Raw genomic sequence first — 17,660 nt, 5'->3', positions numbered from 1 at the left:
TGGAATACTGAAGTCGAATCGTCCATTTGACCCCAACTTCCTCACCACTACCCCTTGACTTTCAAGACAGCATCTACGAGAACCTGATCCTCTTCAATCACATTAAGAAGCTGCCACAAGTCCTTTAGTGAATTGTTTGCAACAGGTTCAGTTAGACCAAGTAAAGTATTGGGTCGTCGAAATCGTACTGGGTAATCTGACACAACTTGCCATCCCTGCGAATCGATTTCAACAGCAGTCCAAGCGTCGGTTCCCAAATCCAGATAGATTTTGCTCTCAAACTCTGCCAACCGAATATAGACTTGGCGTTCTTCTCCTTCAAAGTTGGCTTTTGCTTGTAGAAGGTTCAGCACAGTGTTGATTGGTTCAGATGCGGCAGCCCGCTCATGCAACGCATACAGTTGATAGGCGAGGAATTGTTTAAATTGTCTAGAACGTACTAAAATCGTTTGCCTGCATTGGTTTAGCCAAACATCGGCGTAAGCAATGCGATCGGGAGTGTGAAAGAGAGTTAAATCTCCAGTAATCGCCAGTAGTAACTCCACTATCGAGGTTTTTTTATCTTCTTTAGTGGTAGTTTTTCCAGGTTTTTCCACATCAAAATCAAATTCTTCTCCTTTCCGCTCCCAAGCGGTAATACAGTTGGCGATCGCGTCTGGAGTTAGGGCAGGTTGGGGATCGCTCCGTTCAGCGGAATTCCAGATGCTGCTTCGTTCTTCAGGGTTGATTGGCGGTTGGCAGCGATCGCAAAACATCTCAAACAGTTTTTTAGGATTGTCCTCAAACGCTATGCCTTCGCTGTTTAGGTAGTTAGCCGTACCGATCAAATTTCGTGCTAACGCAGCGCCCGAATCATTGCGTATACCGTCTGGTAATCCGTCCTTGATCCAAGAGCGCTCCTTTTTTCGGAGTAGTCGTTCGAGTGGGATTTTTGCAGTTGATACTTCAGACGATAATAAAGATGAAAGATCAGAACGCTCTTCTGTTTCCCCTTGAACCACTCCTATTAGGTAAGAGAATAACCAATCGGGCAAATCAGCAGGGTCTTGTTCTGCCGGGGACTGCTTTGACAACCAGTCATAACGTCTCCCTGAAGGATGCAGAGATGGAGGCAAAACTGATTGATGATTGCTCCAGCGAAATTCCAGTTGCGACGCTTTGTTATCTTCTGCAACGCATGAAACAACCCAGCGTCCTTGAGGTGACTTGGAACGGGTTTTCTGAGCCGCCGCTGTCAGGAGAGCTTTTTGCTCTAATGTTAGGTGGAACGCCAGATGATAGCGTCCCGGTACTCCACTCGTCCAAGCAACTGTAGGAGGGATTGTCCGTCCTGCGGCAATTTCCTGCAACTTCTGGTGAGGCGCACTGCCATCTACGTCCAACCCGATCGCAGTTCCACCCCAAACAACACCGTAATTTTCTCCCTGCTCAACCCAGAGTCGAATTTGATCAGTGGTCAGTGTGTTGTCTTGCCAACCTTGATCAATAGGTTTCTTAGTTCCTTTCCTTACTCGACAAAAGTTCCAGTCAGTGGGCAAGAAAGGTAGTTTTAGATTAGAATCGGACGAAGACTTAAAGTTATTAGATGGGCGATCGCTTGATTGAGCGATCGCGCTTTTTTGCTCATCCATTTAAATATTTCTCCTATTTCTTTGGCGCTAATTTATTAGTCAATCGGGAGTTTTTTTGATTGCTTGCGAGACTAGCCAAAAAGTTATCTACTGCTCTTTCGTGCGCCTCCGGATCTCTAGAGCGGTTAATTAACCAATCCAGCAATAACTGTTGGTTGTAACGGACAAATTTGTCATCACCGCTATAGTGAACGCCGTTCCGTAAAAGTCCTTTCCGCCGCCAACTCTTGAGCGTCTCGACAGAAACTCCTAAAAGTTCTGCGGCTTGGTGTTTGGTAATAAATTTATAATCCAATTCAACCTCCTAACAGTGGTTGAGCCAAACCGTAAAAACGCAAAAAGCCGCCAGTACCAACGGTACTAGCGGCTTATCTTTTCAGGTTTAGCCCAAAATCTTCAGTTTTTGGCTGCGTTGATTTAATGGTTTCCAACGCAGCTACTAAGATATAACATATACCCAATCAACTAAATCAGAGTCGTTATTTTTAGATATTCTTAATTATTTTTAACAATTCAATTTTTTGAGGTGAAAGTGCTCACCAAGCTAAAATAAGTCCTAACTGTTTCTACTCCTTAAACAGCAAATCTGGCAGAACAGTGCTACTTTTAACGCTTGCTGCGTAGTCTCGATAAAGAGTTCGTACATCGTGACCTGTGACATCGGCAATGGCGACAGGGTTCAGTCCCGCATCAAGTGCATGACTGATAGCTGAATGTCTGGTGTTGTAGGGTTTTCTATAACTAATCCCAAGCCTAGTGAGGATGGTTTTCCAGGCACGATTTCTAAAGTTATGATCATCAATTGGATTGCCTTGACGAGTGATAAAAACTAAATCGTCTGGTTTAGTATTCTCCAGTTTTCTATCTTTAAGCATTGTCTGAAGGCGAGGATTAAGTCGGATGGTTCTATCCTTATTCGTTTTAGTGGATTTGCGAACGCCTCGTGAAAGAGTTTCACCAATCCATATTTGAGAGTAGTCTTCTGAAATGTGTTTCCATCTCAGTCCGATCGCCTCAGACGTTCTACATCCTGTCCCAAACAGAAATTCAACGTAGTCAGCGTAGTAGTGGTAATGACTATCCGTGCGGAACGCTTGGGCGATCGCGCTAATTTCCTCACGATTAAATGGTCTGGGCTTTTGCTTGGGAGACACTTTCACTCGCTTGACTAGCTGTTCCCAAGGATTTGACTCACCTTCCCAAAGTCGCTTACTCATTCCCCATTTCCAGCAAGCTGCCAACAGACCCAAAGCTTCCTTAAGTGTTCGGTCTGCCAATTTCTTTTCAAGATAATCATAAAAATGTTCAGCCAAAACCTGATCGATGAGGATGGCAGGATTGTCTGCAAAGGAAAGCTTTCCCTTATCATCCTTGATTTGACAACCTTCCAGATGGTTGAGCAACGCATTATATTTTTCCAGAGTGCGCGCATAAACGATTTTGGATTTGTGTTTAATGAACCGCCGAATTTCCAGAGTGCGCGCATAAACGATTTTGGATTTGTGTTTAATGAACCGCCGCATCACCTCACCCGTTGTAACCAAGTTCAACTTTGAAGAGGAATGGACAGGCTGAGGTTTGTATTTGGATAACGTTTCGTCAAAATTCCCACTCAGAATATCCAACTCAATTTTTCTGGCTCTATCAGCCGCAATTTCTTTGTTCAGCCGACTATCAATCAGCCCTAAAGCGATCGCGTACCTCTTACCTTGATAGGTGAAGCGCAGCCTCAGCCAGCCTTTGTCAACTTCAATTTTGACTGTGCCCTTTGCCGCTTTTTTCTGTCTACCAATTTCTACCAATTCTTGATTATGAGCTTGAGAGGCTTTCATATCGGCACTCCAGGTAGGGATTTGTCTACCAATCTTCTACCAATATTATGCCTAAAGATACCTAGAACTACCCATTTGACGGGAGCTTATCGACATTACGAGAAGTGCCGCCAGCTACTCTAATGGCTGTAGTCCGCTTTAGAAAAGGCTTTTGGAGAATGGACACATCCCGACTCGAACGGGAGACCCCCACGATGTCAACGTGGTGCTCTAACCAACTGAGCTATGCGTCCATGACAGTTTACTAGAATACCATAGGTTGAGCGGAAAGGGCGATCGCGGATGAATAGTGTAATCAGAGCGGCGATCGCGATTGTTGAGAAGGTCTATTCTCATCCATAACTTACACGGATAGCGTTAAACTTAGTTGCGAGAATGCCTGCTAAACGGGTCTCTGTGTTAAGTTCGTTCACATAGAACAATCTTGCAGAGTTTGGGAATAAAGGAGAATACTCTTGGAATCGCGCTCACATCAAGCTTTACATTCTTCTAATCGAGAAGATATTAGTGAATATGTTGCTCATCTTCAGCTTCATATGAGTTTACAGGCTCGCAACTTAGTTCCACCCCTAACCCAAGTAACCGATAGCCGAGAGCAATTGCTCCAGCAAACCCAAGCCCATTTTGAAAAGCTGATCTCTCGACAAATTCATTAATCTGCCATTTACAGCGGTTTTCACTTGAGTAGACCACAAACCCCTGTAGGGGCAGTTCGCGAACTGCCCCTACCTGTGTGGCTTACCCGTCCGACAATTGCTGTATCTAGAATACAAGTCTAGAACACAAAGCAGGGCTAATATTAGTCCTGCTTTTGCATGGGGTACATTTCAAGAATGAGATTTCCTAATTCATCGACTTCCTCATGTTGCTCTAACCGCTCTATGGGTCAAGCGCGTCCTATTCCTATGAGGGTTGCATATGAGGTTGATGGCGTTGACTTCTAAATAAAACCGATGGAGGATTTCTAGGACAGTTGACCAAGAAATTGGGATCTGTTCGGTACTATGACAATACGCTTGCCACTTATCATCATCCGAATCAATGGACAATTTAGATCCCGAATCTTTGCGATCGCGCTTTAATATTTCCAAAATTGCCATCCAGCGTCCGGTTTTAACCCTCAGCTTTTGGCTGGCAGTAGTAGTCGCAGGGGTGCTGGCATTTAGCTCCCTCAAGTATGCGCTGTTTCCAGACGTAACTTTTCCGGTAGTGGTGGTAAATGCTTCGGCACCACTGAAAACCGCTGTGGACACTGAGCAAAAGTTGACTAACCCGATTGAAGCCACCCTGAGCGATTTGAAAAACGTGGATGGGGTAGAGTCCACAACCTATCCAGGACAATCGGTGGTGCGGCTGCGGTTTGCTGTGGGCACCAACCTGGAGGAATCAAGCCAAACAGTGAAAGTGGCATTGAGAACTGTGGCACTGCCTACCAAAACAACGACCAAGGTGATTTCGGTCAATTTAAACGAAGCGGCGGTGGTTAGCTATGCAATCGACAGTTCGTCGCAAGATTTAAAGGCGTTGAGCAAAACGGCACAGGATCAAATTATTCCCGCGATCGCAAAGCGACCCGGCGTATTAAAAGTGACATTGCTGGGTGAGCCGAGCAAACTGGACTTGACTAACCCCCCGACGCTAGAAGATTTGACCAAAAGCGGCAACTTGGTTCGGTTTAACGGACAGGAAGCCCTCGCATTTCAGGTGGTTAAAAAGAGTGATGCCAATACCTTGGAAGTGGTGCGCGAGGTGAACCAGGAAGTGGAGCGTCTGCAAACTAAATTCCCCAACGTACAATTTTCCCTGGCAGCGACCCAAGCGGACTACATTGAAGCCGCTACCCATGAAACGGTGAAAGCTTTAATTGAAGCAATCATACTCTCGGTGATCGTCATTTATCCCTTTTTGTGGAATTGGAAAGCTACGGTTATTTCGGCGCTGGCAATTCCCATGTCTTTGCTGGGCACTTTCATCGTTATGGCATTTTATGGGTTCAATTTTGAAACGATTACCCTACTCGCGCTGGCGTTGGTGATTGGCAATGTGGTGGATGATGCAATCGTGGATGTGGAAAATATTGCCCGTCATTTGGAAGAAGGGGAATCTCCTCGGCAAGCGGCAATTTTGGCAACTGAGGAGATTGGGTTAACGGTTACCGCCGCAACGTTGACCGCGATCGCGGTTTTTCTGCCTGTTGGCACGATGGGCGGTGTGTTGGGGCAATTCTTCAAACCCTTTGGCATCACCATTTCGGCAGCCATGATTATGTCTCTACTGGTTGCTCGGACTCTATCTCCCTTACTAGCGGCATCCTGGCTAAAACCGCCCAAACCTCGCAATCATGATAACCCCAGTCTTGCCGATCGCTTCCAGCGCGGGTTTGATCGGTTAAATCAGCAATATCAACGGCTATTGCAATGGTCACTGACGCATAAAGCCATAGTGGTCGCGATCGCTTTAGCGAGTTTTGTAGGCGGCTTAGCGCTGATCCCCTTGATTCCCAAAGGTTTTATTCCCAAACTCGATCGCGGTGAATTTAATATTTCATATATTGCCCCCACTCCCCAAATTCCTGAAGCGCTGAAGCAAGCACTATCGAGGCAGGCAAGCGGACAAGGTGAGATCGATCCCCGTCAGCTACCCCCCGGCGTTTCACCAGAGCAACTGGCAGCGGCGCAAGGGCGATCGCCCCAACCTTTGCCGGAGTTTGACCCGCTACAAGATTCGCTCACCGTTGCCAAAAGACTGGATGGATTTGTGCAGCGATCGCCGGATGTTAAAAGTACTTTCACTGTGGTTGGCTCTCGGCAAGGCGAAGTTAACAAAGGCACAATTTATGTGAAGTTAAAAGCAGCCCGAACAGCGAATACGGCTGAGGTGCAAGAGCGATTTCGGCGAGATTTGCCCAAAATTGCTGGCGTAACCACCAGCATTGAAGATATTCAATTTGTGGATACAGGCGGCGACAAACCGATCCAAGTACAGATTCAGGGCAATGATTTATTTGCCCTAGATCGCGCCGCACGAGAGATTCAAACCCGCCTGACCAAAATTCCTGGCTTGGTGGATGTGTCTGCCACAACCCAGGCTGATTCTGACACGATTCGCGAAATTCAGCACGATAATCAACAGCAGGTTGCCACCATTAGCGCTAATCTAGGGCAAGGCTTGACGATTGGTGAAGCGGGCGATCTCGCCACGGCAGAGGCAAAAGCGGTGCTTCCACCCGGAATTTCTCTGCGCTTGGGCGGCGATTCTGCCAGAATTGATGACATTTTGAGCAGTTTTGGCAAAACCTTAGCGCTGTCCTTGCTGTGCATTGTGGGTGTGCTGTTTGCGCTGTTTCGCCGCTGGACAGACACCCTCGTCATTTTTCTATCGTTGCCACTGTCAATTGTGGGTGCCATGGTGGGCTTACTGATTTCCCAAAGCGACTTTGGCATGATTTCGCTCATCGGCATTATCTTTTTGCTGGGTTTGACGAGCAAAAACGCAATCCTGATTGTGGATTACATCAACCAACTGCGGCGATCGGGTTTTCAGCGAGATGATGCCATTCTCAGAGCGGCTCCTGTCCGTCTCCGTCCCATTCTCATGACCACCGTGGCGACTTTGCTAGGAATGCTGCCGATCGCGATCGGTTGGGGCGCTGGAGTAGAATTGCGATCCCCCATGGCGATCGCCATCATGGGCGGCTTAATTACTTCCACCCTGCTCAGCCTCATCGTCATTCCTGTCCTCTACGCTTTGCTAGATAACCTCAACAACGCTATTAAACGCAGCTTAAGTCGAAATTATTGACGCAGAGTTTCAGGTTGGAAAAGTGCAAAGGAATTTGAGGCTCTTATAGTGCAAAAAGTATTTGTCACGGGGGGCACAGGGTTTGTGGGTGCTAATCTTGTGCGTTTGCTATTGCAAGAAGGCTATGCCGTTAAAGCGTTAGTGCGTCCCAACAGTCAGTTGGATAACTTGCAGGGACTGAATGTGGAACTGGTGCAGGGCAGCCTCACCGATCGCAACTTGGATCAGGCAATGGCTGGCTGCCAGGGATTATTTCACGTTGCGGCTCACTATTCCCTCTGGCAAAAAGATCAGAAAATTTTGCATGAATACAACGTGCTGGGAACGCGAAACGTCTTAGCAGCGGCGCGGACTGCTGGAGTCGATCGCACGATTTATACTAGTTCAGTCGCCGCGATCGGAGTGAAACAAGGGGCGATCGCGGACGAAGCTTATCAAAGTCCGGTAGAAAAGCTAATTGGAGCCTACAAGCAATCCAAATATTGGGCAGAACAAGAAGCCATCAAAGCGGCACAATCTGGACAAACCATCGTCATTGTGAATCCCAGTACGCCGATTGGTGCCTGGGATATTAAACCTACGCCCACAGGAGACATCGTATTGCGCTTTTTGCGTCGCCAAATGCCCGTTTATTTACACACGGGACTCAACTTCATCCATGTGCAGGATGTGGCATGGGGGCATTTACTGGCATATCAAAAGGGAACAACGGGCGATCGCTATATCTTAGGGCACCAAAACATGACCCTCAAGTATCTACTTGACCAGCTAGAGCAAATCACCGGGCTACCCGCTCCTTCGCGTTCCATTCCTGCCTGGGTTCCCCTGTCTGTCGCCTGGATTGATGAGACTCTCTTAGCCAAGTTGGGCAAAACTCCGTCTGTTCCGATCGATGGCGTACGCATGGCAGGACAACTCATGTACTACGATGCTTCAAAAGCGGTGCAAGAATTGGGGCTTCCCCAAACTCCAATTGTTGACGCTTTGAAAGATGCCGTAGAGTGGTTTGTAACCAAAGGTTACGCATAAATCCTAGTTGACTCAGTGATAGATTGCCTATCCCCTGAAGCCTGAAACCTGAAATCTGTTTTCCCGTTCCCTATTTTTCCAGTGAGGAGTGAATCGCGCTATGGCAGTTAGTTTTCAACAAGCAATGGATATTGGTAAATACATCGTTACCCAGCGATTGAAAGGACGCAAACAATATCCCTTAACGCTCATGCTAGAGCCGCTCTTTCGGTGTAATCTTGCCTGTTCTGGTTGCGGCAAAATCCAGCATCCGGTCGAGATTTTGAAGCAAAATTTGTCGCCTGAAGATTGCTTTGCAGCCGTGGAAGAATGCGGTGCGCCAGTGGTGGCAATTCCGGGTGGTGAACCCTTGCTTCATCCTCAAATTGATGAAATTGTGCGCGGTTTAGTAGCACGCCGCAAATACATTTATCTCTGCACCAATGGACTCTTGCTAGAGAAAAGCCTGCACAAATTTGAACCATCCCCCTATTTTTCTTTTAGTGTGCATCTGGATGGGCTGCGTGAACTACACGATAAATGCGTCGATCGCAAGGGAGTATTTGATACGGCTGTGCAAGCAATCAAAGCAGCCAAAGCCAAAGGGTTTCGCGTTACCACCAACACCACTGTATTTGAGGGGTCTGATCCCAAAGAAATTCAAAACTTCTTTGATTTTGTCGCAACCTTGGGAGTAGATGGCATGATGATCTCTCCCGGCTATGGCTATGAGTGGGCACCGGATCAAGACCATTTCTTAAAACGGGAGCAAACCAAAGCATTGTTCCGCGATATTTTGGCTCCTTACACGGCAGGCAAAAAGAACTGGAACTTTAATCACAATCCTTTGTTTCTCGACTTTTTGACCGGCGAGAAAGACTATGAATGTACTCCTTGGGGAATGCCAAGCTTTAGTGTACTGGGCTGGCAAAAGCCTTGCTACTTACTCAATGAAGGGCACTATCAAACCTATCAAGCGCTCATAGACGGCACCGACTGGAGCCAATATGGTCGAGCGAGTGGCAATCCGAGTTGTGCGGACTGCATGGTGCATTGTGGCTATGAGCCAACCGCAGCGGTAGACGCGATGAATCCTCAAAATATTACGCGATCGCTGGGGTCGGTGTTTAGTATGAGTCGCTAATGCGATGGTTGGACTGAGAGCAGAGACAGCGCTGTTCTCAGTTCAAGAAAATTTAAAGCCATTAGTTATTAATGAACGTATTAGCAGTTATATCTGCTGTTAATACTGCGGTTTTGCAGAACCTTAAAATTTGTTGGTTAGAATCAGATTTTTTCCGGAAACTCTAGTATCAGCAGTGGAGAAATAATAGTAATTGTTAATTTCTAAGGCAATTTCTTAACTGCTCAGATTCTAGATTCATGTGCGCTAGATTCGTATCATAAATTTGCAAGCCTAATCCTGTTTTTCTTTCTATTAAATGTCAAATTCAAATTTAATTATTTTTTTGTATCAGATTATTCACTTGCCGATTTGATTGGAGTTTATCTTTCTTAAATAACTCTTTGATTTCCTCTTAAGTTGTAACGGAGTTATATTTCAAAACATTGATATCTAGCTTTCAACCTCTTTATAGAACTTTTTTTTAACGATGGAGATTGTTTAGCTGAAACAGCTTTTTCAATTGATCTTCCTATCGTAGGAGCGTGTCAGAAAATACTTATTCTTACTCAAAAATATTTTCAAAGCATGTTGATAAATAAAGAAGTTTTCACCTTTTAGACAGCATTAAATTATTTTAGAGAGGCAGGTTTTCCAGTTGGGTAAGGCATTTTCATCTTAAATGAAACGTCTTGTTGTATATTTAGAGCCAACCTGGTGTAATGACTTAGAGGAGTGAATCCATGCAGCTATGCAAAAGTGCTTTAGAAGTATTAGAAGAGACAAGCCGGACATTTTACATTCCCATCAGTCGGTTACCATCAGGGCTTCAAGAAGCAGTGGCTTCTGGTTACTTGTGTATGCGAGCGATCGATGAAATTGAAGACCATCCAACCTTAGATAATGCACTTAAAGCACAACTGCTACAAATCATTAGCTTGAGCCTACAAGCAGGAACTCACGAAATGCGGGCAAGCGATCTGGCTGCTGCGCTTGGCGAATACAAAGACCTATTGCCGGAAGTGTCTTATCGGATTGGAGAATGGGCACTCCTAGCACCCGAATCGATCGCGCCGCGAGTGTGGGATGCAACAGCGGCAATGTCCGATCGCATGGCATATTGGGCGCGCATTAACTGGAAAATTGAAGACCGAGCCGATTTAGACCAATATACGTTTGGCGTGGCTGGAGCCGTTGGGTTACTGCTCTCTGATCTATGGGCATGGTATGACGGCACCAAAACCAACCGTTCTCACGCGATCGGCTTTGGTAGAGGATTACAAGCTGTCAATATTCTCCGCAACCACACTGAAGATAAAACCCGTGGTGTAGACTTCTTTCCCACCGGATGGACGGCGGAACAGGTTTATCACTATGCTCGCCAAAACCTTGAGCTTGCAGATGCCTATACTGAGGCACTTCCCCTCGGTCCAGCCTTGGACTTTTGCCGAATTCCCCTGACTTTGGCTCATGCCACACTCAATGCGATGGCTCAAGGAGAAGCCAAATTGAGCCGCAGTACCGTGATTGATTTGGTGAGCCAATTAACCAGTAGTAGTGTTGGCTAAGCAGTGTTCGCTAGGTTGCCTAGAAGGACTGAGATCGCGGACATGGGAATAGATTAGGACTGAACAAAGAGAATCCAAGATGGTTATTCTCCCTCAACCTGCTCTCGATATTCATCGGCTGACAAGGTATCTTCTAGGTCGATATCATCAATCCGCACTTTCAGCAGCCATCCTTCGCCATAGGGATCATCCCCAATCTGTTCAGGAGCCTCTAATAAAGCACTGTTGATTTCAATCACGGTTCCACTGACAGGAGCGTTGAGATCTTCAACGGCTTTAACGGATTCGATCGTGCCAAATTTCTCACCTCGCTCGATCGCATCTCCCATTTCAGGTAACTCTAAAAACACGATATCGCCCAGTTGGTCAATCGCAAACGCCGTAATGCCAATGGTGGCAATTTCTCCGTCTAGCCGTGCATATTCGTGGGTGTCAAGATACTTCAGATCGCTAGGATATTCCAGTGTCATGGGTCTTCAAATTAATAGGAGAGTTTACGGAAGAGTTGAATTTCAACCCTTATAACTCATACCTCAAAAAACAGGATTCCTAGCGATTTTTGTAAAAAATTCCAAGAAATTAGATCGTATTCTTCCTACAAAGTCGCTGCTGCTGGAGGACGACGATAGAAAGGACGCTTCACGACGATCGCCGGATGAAGTTTGCCGCGAATTTCGACTTCCAATGGCTGACCCGGCTTGGAAAATTCGGGGGACACATAGGCAAGGGCGATCGCCTGACCCAACGTCGGCGATTGGGTGCCGCTCGTCACAATTCCGATTCCCTTACCGTTGACCATCACCGGATAATCATGCCGCGCAATATTACGTCCTTGCATCTGCAAGCCCACTAAACGCCGCGCTACCCCATGTTGTTTTTGATGTTCCAAAGTGGGTCGCCCCACAAAATTGGCTTTACTATCCAGGTGAACCAGCCATCCCAATCCTGCTTCCAAGGGCGTGGTTGTATCGTCAATATCCTGCCCATACAGTGCCATTGCTGCCTCTAGCCGCAAGGTATCTCGACAGCCCAAGCCACAGGGCACCACGCCCAACGTGAACAGCGCTTTCCACAGATCGATCCCCACTTCTGGCGACACCATGACCTCAAAGCCATCCTCCCCGGTGTAACCCGTGCGCGCCAAAAATCCAGGTTTTCCTAAAATCGTGCCGTCTAAATGCCCAAATGCTTGGATGGGGGACAGATCTTCTTGAACTAGGGTTTGCAGTTTGGCGATCGCGTCTGGTCCCTGCACAGCAATCAGAGCCTGATCTAGGGAACAATCCTGAAACGTCATCTCAGTTAAATCTAAATGGCTCAGCATCCACGCTTTATCTTTATCAGTGGTAGCAGCATTAACGATCGCCACCCAATGCTCTATCCCGTCGCTCTCTGTGCCCTGGTAGTAAAAAATTAGATCATCAATAATTCCAGCATGGTCATTTAGTAACACCGTATACTGAGCTTCTCCAGGTTTTAGCCGGCTTAGGTCAGACGGTACAAGCGTTTGAAGTTGTTGCAAAACAGTTTTGCCCGTCAGCCGAAACTTGCCCATATGGGAAATATCAAACATCCCGGCGGTTGATCGCACGGCGTGATGCTCATGGGAAATACCAGAGTATTGAACCGGCATCTCCCAGCCAGAAAACTCTGTCATCCGAGCGTTTAGCTGTTTCGCCAAGGAGTAAAGCGGCGTGCGAGCAAGGGCTGTGGTGTGGTGTGGGTCAGTCACAAAACAAGTGTCAAAAGGAATACCCTTTATATTACCGGGCTGGTTCTGGCAAATCCTTACAAGAATACGATTACTAGCAGTAAAAAGCCAAACATAGTCACCGCTGTGGCGATGAAAGTACCCGCGATCGATGCCTCTGGAAAGTCAGTTTTTTGCGTCTCCGGATTCGATCCAGAAGAACGTCGAGTCAACGTTGAAACCTGTTTCACTAGAACCTCTGAAGTTTATACCTGGATAAATAACTCAATCTGTGTTGTCCAATCATCTACAATTATACAAAACTTTACATACCCCAAATGGAGTAATCCATCAACGGGCGTTTAACAAATTTCAAAAAGGCAGGATTATTACAGAAAGCGAGTAGCGAAGTTTTGCGATCGCGTGGGAGAAAGGGCACGGGCTTTGAGAATTGCGGCACCTAAAAAGGCATAAGACAACACGCCGACAAATGCCAGGAATACTGGACTTAGCATCCCTGCCACATTCCAGAGCGTGTGTAAGCTAGCCGCAGTGCAGAGTCCAATGCCTAAAATGAGCCAGCGTTGGCGAGATCGGAGGACACTTAGCCCAATGAAATAGCCAAAGTAGCCACTGTAAGCCATATGTCCGGCGACCAAGCCTAATACTCTGGGTATGAGCAACTGTAATCCCGCAAGTTGAGCGGCTTCTTGTCCGCCTAAAAGGGATGATTTATAGGTTGCGGGAACATACACTCCCAAGGTTTCCATGAGGCTAAAACCCACGGCGGAAGCTGCGCCTAGCAAAATTCCATCTAGGGGTTCCCATACGCCAACACGAGTGCGGAAGGGCGATCGCAGCCGTAACCCTAACCCCAAGGCGATGAAAACAGGCACCGCTTTGAGCAACTCCTCCATCAACCCTGCGCCAAAAAACATCTTGATCAGCAGCACCCCAAAACTAGTCGCGGCATTGGTGTTGGATAAATCACCGGGCAAGAGGTCGTGAAAGATCAACGTGAACAGATCGAGGATGGGGCTGATCAAAATCAGCGCGGTCAGAGTTGCCACAGCCAAAAGCAGCCACCAGGGTTTTTGCTTGCCGCAAAGCTGATAAATGAAATATAGTGCCGCGATCGCCAAATATGCCGCCAGCAACAGGTTAAACAGTACCGGATTGCCGATCGCCAAAAACAACAGCACCACAAAAGTAATGGTGACAATTGCGGGCACCAAATAAGCTTTGTGAGTCAGTTCGCGCCCAGTAGACAGGATCGGAAATAACTGAGTCAAACTGACATCTTCTTCTAGATTGACGCGGTTTTTGGGCGGCGGCAGCGTCGGATCGAGATCCAGGGAAAATGTCCCTAGCGGCACTCCAGAATTGTCTAGCCGTTGCTCTGCTGGTTGGAGTTGACATTCAAAAATAAATTCTGGACCGTTATGCCCTAGCATAATGCGATCGCCGACCTGCAAAACTTGGCATCCTTGCACACGAGCGCCATTGACGAACGTACCATTGCGGCTATTCAGGTCACACACTTGCCAAAATCGCTTCCCGTTCGGTGCCTCAACCCCCAGAATGGGATCAATTTTTGCATGGTGTCGGGATACTGAACGATATAAAGAGGCATCCAGCGAAACATCGCAGCGCAAATCGCGTCCTACAGTAATAGGTTCAGTGGGAGACAGTAGATAGTAGGGTTGTCTGTGCCCTAGATGCTTCCTGCCACTTAATCGAAGAAATGCAATGGATTGAATGCCCGACATTTTGGGAAAAGTGTGCCGAGGTAAGGGGTCTGTCCAAAAAGTAGGCATTCAGTAGGGTTAGGCATTCAGCAGAGTTTGCGAGGTTACTTTTGATTCGCTCTAGTATCTCGAACGGCTGCCAAAAAACAGCCAATTGTTAAAGGAATACTCAGCGCTAAAATAATTCCAGTGACTAAACTACCGAGTTCCGGTTCACCGGAGGATAACTCAAATACTGAGCCAACTGCCGCGATCGCCGTAATGCAAGAACCTGCTAGAAGTATGCCGCTTTTTGGAGTCACTATAGACTAATCCCGAAACATCTCAATTGGCTAAAAATTAGACCATCCACATGAAAATTTTAAACAGATGGTTAAAAAACATACAGAAACGAACCGCTTGCCGAAAATTACCTCTTAGCTGATCGGTTTCACTGCTTTTACCGAAAAGCCATATTTAATCAATTCTTGATTCAACTCCAAGGCATTCTCTACGCGATCAACAAATAAAACGCCGTTTAGGTGATCGATTTCATGTTGAATGCAGCAGGCAAGCAGTCCGGTTGCAGTGAGCCGCTGAGGACGACCGTTTTCGTCTTTATAGGACACTTCAATTGCCGTTGGGCGTTTAACATCTAGATAGACATTGGGGATGCTGAGGCACCCTTCCTGGTTTACGACAATCTCTTGACTAGCATTGGTCAGCGTCGGGTTCATCAAAATCAGCGGCGGTTTTGTAGCGTCATCCGGGTCGCAATCTACAACAATGAGTTGCTTATTGACCCCAACTTGCGGTGCAGCTAACCCAATACCATCAGCGCTATACATAGTCTGCAACATTTCTCGAATCAGTTGCTTAATCTCTGCATCCACCTTGGCGATTCGTTTGGCAGGCGATCGCAACACGCGATCGCCCAACTGATGGATTTCCAGCGGTGGCTTTGCTAATTTCTTTTTTTCTACCAAAACCTCAGCAGTCATGGATGTGGCACTCACAGCTTTAATATAAAAGGTCGGACTCATTCCGCATTATTGTATCTTATCGAATTTTCAGTCTATTTAGCAGTTATTCACAAGTCTATTATTCACAAGTCTATTGCTCTACATTCCGCCCCCCCCCATTCCGCACTCCGTACCTTCCACATATCAATGTTATGGCTCCCTAGTTACGGCTCCACATTCCTTTCCCCGATTTGCACTGATTCAAATACAGGACAAAATCCCTCCGGCGTAACTTTGAACTCAAACAAAGGGGAGGCATCGTTCCAGCAGTGCTGCCCTCGATAGTGGCGACAGTTGCCACAGCAGTTTCGCAAGGGAGAGTTGGCATCCACCCAATCCAATAGGCGATCGCTCTCTTGAGGGCGCAGTAGTTCCCGTTGGGGCAAGCCACGCAGCACCAGTTCATCACCTTGCCAGCGAGCTTCGATCAAACCGGTATCTGCTAAACCCCGCCAGCGTGGATCAGCCGCGATCGCATTCGGTAGAGTAATTGTCACCAGGGCATCTAGTTCAGTCAGTTCTCCTTCATAGCTCGTATCAGGAGGAGCAGGTTGCAAAAAAGTATCCCCAATCGGCAGTTCTACCCTCGTGCCGCTAGCCGGCGAATGAAGATGATACCGATTATGTAATTCATCTAAGCCCGTTAAATCTGATAAATATGCCGCTGAACCATGAACAAACATCACATGCTGAGGACGGAGGTTGTGAATCAGTTGGGTGGTTCCAGTGCCATCACAATGGTGTGCCAGCAAGTAAGTTTCAGTTGCCAAATCGGTTGCCACAGTAGAAGACGGCATTGGCAACGCCCCTGCGTCGCGCTCAATCTCATACCGCCGATCTGCTTCTAAGGGCAACAACAACAGCCATGCGTTTGGATTCTCACGATAATACTGACGCAGATCTGCCGTTTCATCGGTCACTATAATACAGGGAGTTTGTCCTAACTGGGCACAACTTTCTGGAGTGAGACGGCGCACCCGTGGACGCACCCGTTCATCCCAAAAGAGGGGTTGGTGACGGGCAAAATTTTGAACGGACGTGGGCAGATGAGGCAAAATTTCTAGGTAGGCATCACAGCCATCCGCTACTGCTCCATCAACCCAAATGTCAATGTCTCGTCCCGTGAAATAATGATGGCTTCGCAACAGCAACAACAACTCTTGCCCCAAGCCCAAGGAAGCAGGTAACACAATAGACTGTTGGCGGGCGATCGCCTGATCAATTCGCTCAGCCAAGTGGTTTTCTTGGTGGCGACGATGGGGATGACGTGCCGTCCCATAGCTGCCTTCCACAATCAGCACATTGGGCTGAAGCCCACGTAACTCTTCTAGCGGCAACCCTTCCACCAAACGGGTGTTCGATAAAAAGAAATCTCCCGTATAAAGCACCGTATAGGAACGAGAAGGGACATTTTTTTCAGGGGGAGCGGTATAAGAAAGCAGAATTGCTGCGGCTCCTGGCAAGTGTCCCGATGGATAGATTTCAGCACTCAGTCCATCTAAAAATTCAATGGGTGTGCGCCAAGGCAACGCATGACAAAATTGCGGCGGTTCATTTCCAGAGGGGTCAAGCCAATTGAGCGCCAATAGCTGAGTGGTTACTTCGCTGGCATAAATGGGCAGCTTGGGGAACGATTGATGCAGTTCTAGCAATCCCCGTGCATGATCTGCGTGGGCATGGCTACATAGCACCAAGTCAGCCGGAGGTTCGCCTGTTGGGTTGAGTAAAGGAGAGAGATCGGATAAACCACAATCTAGCAAAATCCGGTAGGTGCCAATTCGCAACAGTAGGCAGACTCCCTCGCCTGAATGACCCACGCCATAGGTTAAACATTCCAACTCAACCACGTTTGTTTTGCATCTCCATGGGGCGATTCGTGAAACGATCCCTCCGGGAATCGCTGCTTTTACCTAACTGCGCTACTCACCATCCCAAAAAGCAACTCATTATCTAGTGGGCTGAGCCATTGCCATGATAGTTATCTGAATCATAGAAGCCATTTTTTGTGCCAAAGAATAAACAAGCAATTGTAAAAAAAACAGTTAAAACGACCAAAACCAGTTTGATATCCATGGGTTCAACCCTTCCTAATTTATGGGGCTAGCGATCAACTTATTAGTTTATATAACGACTTACCAATATTCATCTACCTACTGAGTAGCTTTATTTTTGCAGACACTTTGTTTTTGCAGACAACTTTATTTTTGCAGACATTAGACAACTATGTCTTAAGTACACTGGTACTCCGTACTCTCAAG

The 17,660-nt window shown here is 47.0% G+C and carries 16 protein-coding genes and 1 tRNA gene; 5 read left to right on the top strand and 12 right to left on the bottom strand.

All coding sequences use genetic code 11. The annotated features are described in order from the left end of the window. Positions 1–47 precede the first annotated feature (47 nt). From AB3R30_RS06270 to AB3R30_RS06250, 5 genes are all read right to left on the bottom strand, one after another. A complete protein-coding gene (locus AB3R30_RS06270) occupies positions 48–1,631 on the bottom strand; it encodes a bifunctional DNA primase/polymerase (protein WP_458648295.1) in 1,584 nt (527 codons plus the stop codon). Between the two features lie 13 nt (positions 1,632–1,644). Further along, positions 1,645–1,926, bottom strand: coding sequence for a helix-turn-helix domain-containing protein (locus tag AB3R30_RS06265; RefSeq protein WP_458648294.1), 282 nt, complete (start codon positions 1,924–1,926; stop codon positions 1,645–1,647). Positions 1,927–2,197: 271 nt separating this feature from the next. Then, a complete protein-coding gene (locus AB3R30_RS06260) occupies positions 2,198–3,463 on the bottom strand; it encodes a tyrosine-type recombinase/integrase (protein ID WP_458648293.1) in 1,266 nt (421 codons plus the stop codon). Between the two features lie 159 nt (positions 3,464–3,622). Then, positions 3,623–3,696 (bottom strand) — tRNA-Val (locus tag AB3R30_RS06255). After that, a complete protein-coding gene (locus AB3R30_RS06250) occupies positions 3,674–3,799 on the bottom strand; it encodes a hypothetical protein (protein WP_458648292.1) in 126 nt (41 codons plus the stop codon). Before AB3R30_RS06250 ends, AB3R30_RS06255 begins: the two co-directional genes overlap by 23 nt. 119 nt (positions 3,800–3,918) lie before the next feature. Here AB3R30_RS06250 and AB3R30_RS06245 point away from each other — a divergent pair, with 119 nt between their 5' ends. From AB3R30_RS06245 to AB3R30_RS06225, 5 genes are all read left to right on the top strand, one after another. Continuing rightward, entirely contained in the window at positions 3,919–4,119 is a 201-nt protein-coding gene (locus AB3R30_RS06245; protein WP_458648291.1) for a hypothetical protein, read from the top strand. A 385-nt stretch (positions 4,120–4,504) separates the two neighbouring features. Continuing rightward, positions 4,505–7,264, top strand: coding sequence for an efflux RND transporter permease subunit (locus tag AB3R30_RS06240; protein ID WP_458648290.1), 2,760 nt, complete (start codon positions 4,505–4,507; stop codon positions 7,262–7,264). Positions 7,265–7,312: 48 nt separating this feature from the next. Then, on the top strand, positions 7,313–8,293 hold the full coding sequence (hpnA, locus tag AB3R30_RS06235) for a hopanoid-associated sugar epimerase (RefSeq protein WP_458648289.1): 981 nt from the start codon (positions 7,313–7,315) through the stop codon (positions 8,291–8,293). A gap of 100 nt (positions 8,294–8,393) precedes the next feature. Then, entirely contained in the window at positions 8,394–9,416 is a 1,023-nt protein-coding gene (gene hpnH / locus AB3R30_RS06230; protein ID WP_458648288.1) for an adenosyl-hopene transferase HpnH, read from the top strand. A gap of 722 nt (positions 9,417–10,138) precedes the next feature. Continuing rightward, positions 10,139–10,963 (top strand): squalene/phytoene synthase family protein, encoded by an 825-nt coding sequence (locus AB3R30_RS06225; RefSeq protein ID WP_458648287.1) that lies wholly within the window; start codon positions 10,139–10,141, stop codon positions 10,961–10,963. 83 nt (positions 10,964–11,046) lie between these two features. Here AB3R30_RS06225 and gcvH read toward each other — a convergent pair whose 3' ends face one another. The 7 genes from gcvH to AB3R30_RS06190 form a co-directional block, all read right to left on the bottom strand. Next, on the bottom strand, positions 11,047–11,433 hold the full coding sequence (gcvH, locus tag AB3R30_RS06220; RefSeq protein ID WP_458648286.1) for a glycine cleavage system protein GcvH: 387 nt from the start codon (positions 11,431–11,433) through the stop codon (positions 11,047–11,049). Between the two features lie 125 nt (positions 11,434–11,558). Next, positions 11,559–12,695, bottom strand: a complete 1,137-nt coding sequence (gcvT, locus tag AB3R30_RS06215; RefSeq protein WP_458648285.1) for a glycine cleavage system aminomethyltransferase GcvT — start codon at positions 12,693–12,695, stop codon at positions 11,559–11,561. 56 nt (positions 12,696–12,751) lie between these two features. Beyond that, positions 12,752–12,904 carry a hypothetical protein gene (locus AB3R30_RS06210; RefSeq protein WP_458648284.1) on the bottom strand — a complete coding sequence of 51 codons (153 nt, stop codon included), beginning with the start codon at positions 12,902–12,904 and terminating at the stop codon, positions 12,752–12,754. A 138-nt stretch (positions 12,905–13,042) separates the two neighbouring features. Continuing rightward, a complete protein-coding gene (locus AB3R30_RS06205; RefSeq protein ID WP_458648283.1) occupies positions 13,043–14,470 on the bottom strand; it encodes a PrsW family glutamic-type intramembrane protease in 1,428 nt (475 codons plus the stop codon). A gap of 35 nt (positions 14,471–14,505) precedes the next feature. Beyond that, complete coding sequence (locus tag AB3R30_RS06200; RefSeq protein WP_458648282.1) at positions 14,506–14,703, bottom strand: hypothetical protein; 198 nt, start codon at positions 14,701–14,703, stop codon at positions 14,506–14,508. A gap of 114 nt (positions 14,704–14,817) precedes the next feature. Beyond that, on the bottom strand, positions 14,818–15,423 hold the full coding sequence (gene def / locus AB3R30_RS06195; protein WP_458648281.1) for a peptide deformylase: 606 nt from the start codon (positions 15,421–15,423) through the stop codon (positions 14,818–14,820). 143 nt (positions 15,424–15,566) lie between these two features. Then, the gene (locus AB3R30_RS06190) at positions 15,567–17,249 is read right to left on the bottom strand and encodes an MBL fold metallo-hydrolase (RefSeq protein ID WP_458648280.1); all 1,683 of its coding nucleotides are present in this window, start codon (positions 17,247–17,249) and stop codon (positions 15,567–15,569) included. Positions 17,250–17,660: the final 411 nt, after the last annotated feature.

Origin of the sequence: Sivoneniella epilithica UHCC 1019, from assembly GCF_040830845.1 — a bacterium.
GTDB lineage: Bacteria > Cyanobacteriota > Cyanobacteriia > Leptolyngbyales > Leptolyngbyaceae > ULC077BIN1.
This window is presented reverse-complemented; position numbering and strand designations above follow the sequence as displayed.

Bases quoted from the DNA above. Each gene is read 5' to 3' on its own strand.
- AB3R30_RS06270 (WP_458648295.1), bottom strand. From the start codon at position 1,631: ATGGATGAGCAAAAAAGCGCGATCGCTCAATCAAGCGATCGCCCATCT.
- AB3R30_RS06260 (WP_458648293.1), bottom strand. From the start codon at position 3,463: ATGAAAGCCTCTCAAGCTCATAATCAAGAATTGGTAGAAATTGGTAGA.
- AB3R30_RS06250 (WP_458648292.1), bottom strand. From the start codon at position 3,799: ATGAGAATAGACCTTCTCAACAATCGCGATCGCCGCTCTGATTACACT.
- AB3R30_RS06240 (WP_458648290.1), top strand. From the start codon at position 4,505: ATGGACAATTTAGATCCCGAATCTTTGCGATCGCGCTTTAATATTTCC.
- hpnH (WP_458648288.1), top strand. From the start codon at position 8,394: ATGGCAGTTAGTTTTCAACAAGCAATGGATATTGGTAAATACATCGTT.
- AB3R30_RS06225 (WP_458648287.1), top strand. From the start codon at position 10,139: ATGCAGCTATGCAAAAGTGCTTTAGAAGTATTAGAAGAGACAAGCCGG.
- gcvH (WP_458648286.1), bottom strand. From the start codon at position 11,433: ATGACACTGGAATATCCTAGCGATCTGAAGTATCTTGACACCCACGAA.
- AB3R30_RS06205 (WP_458648283.1), bottom strand. From the start codon at position 14,470: ATGCCTACTTTTTGGACAGACCCCTTACCTCGGCACACTTTTCCCAAA.
- def (WP_458648281.1), bottom strand. From the start codon at position 15,423: ATGAGTCCGACCTTTTATATTAAAGCTGTGAGTGCCACATCCATGACT.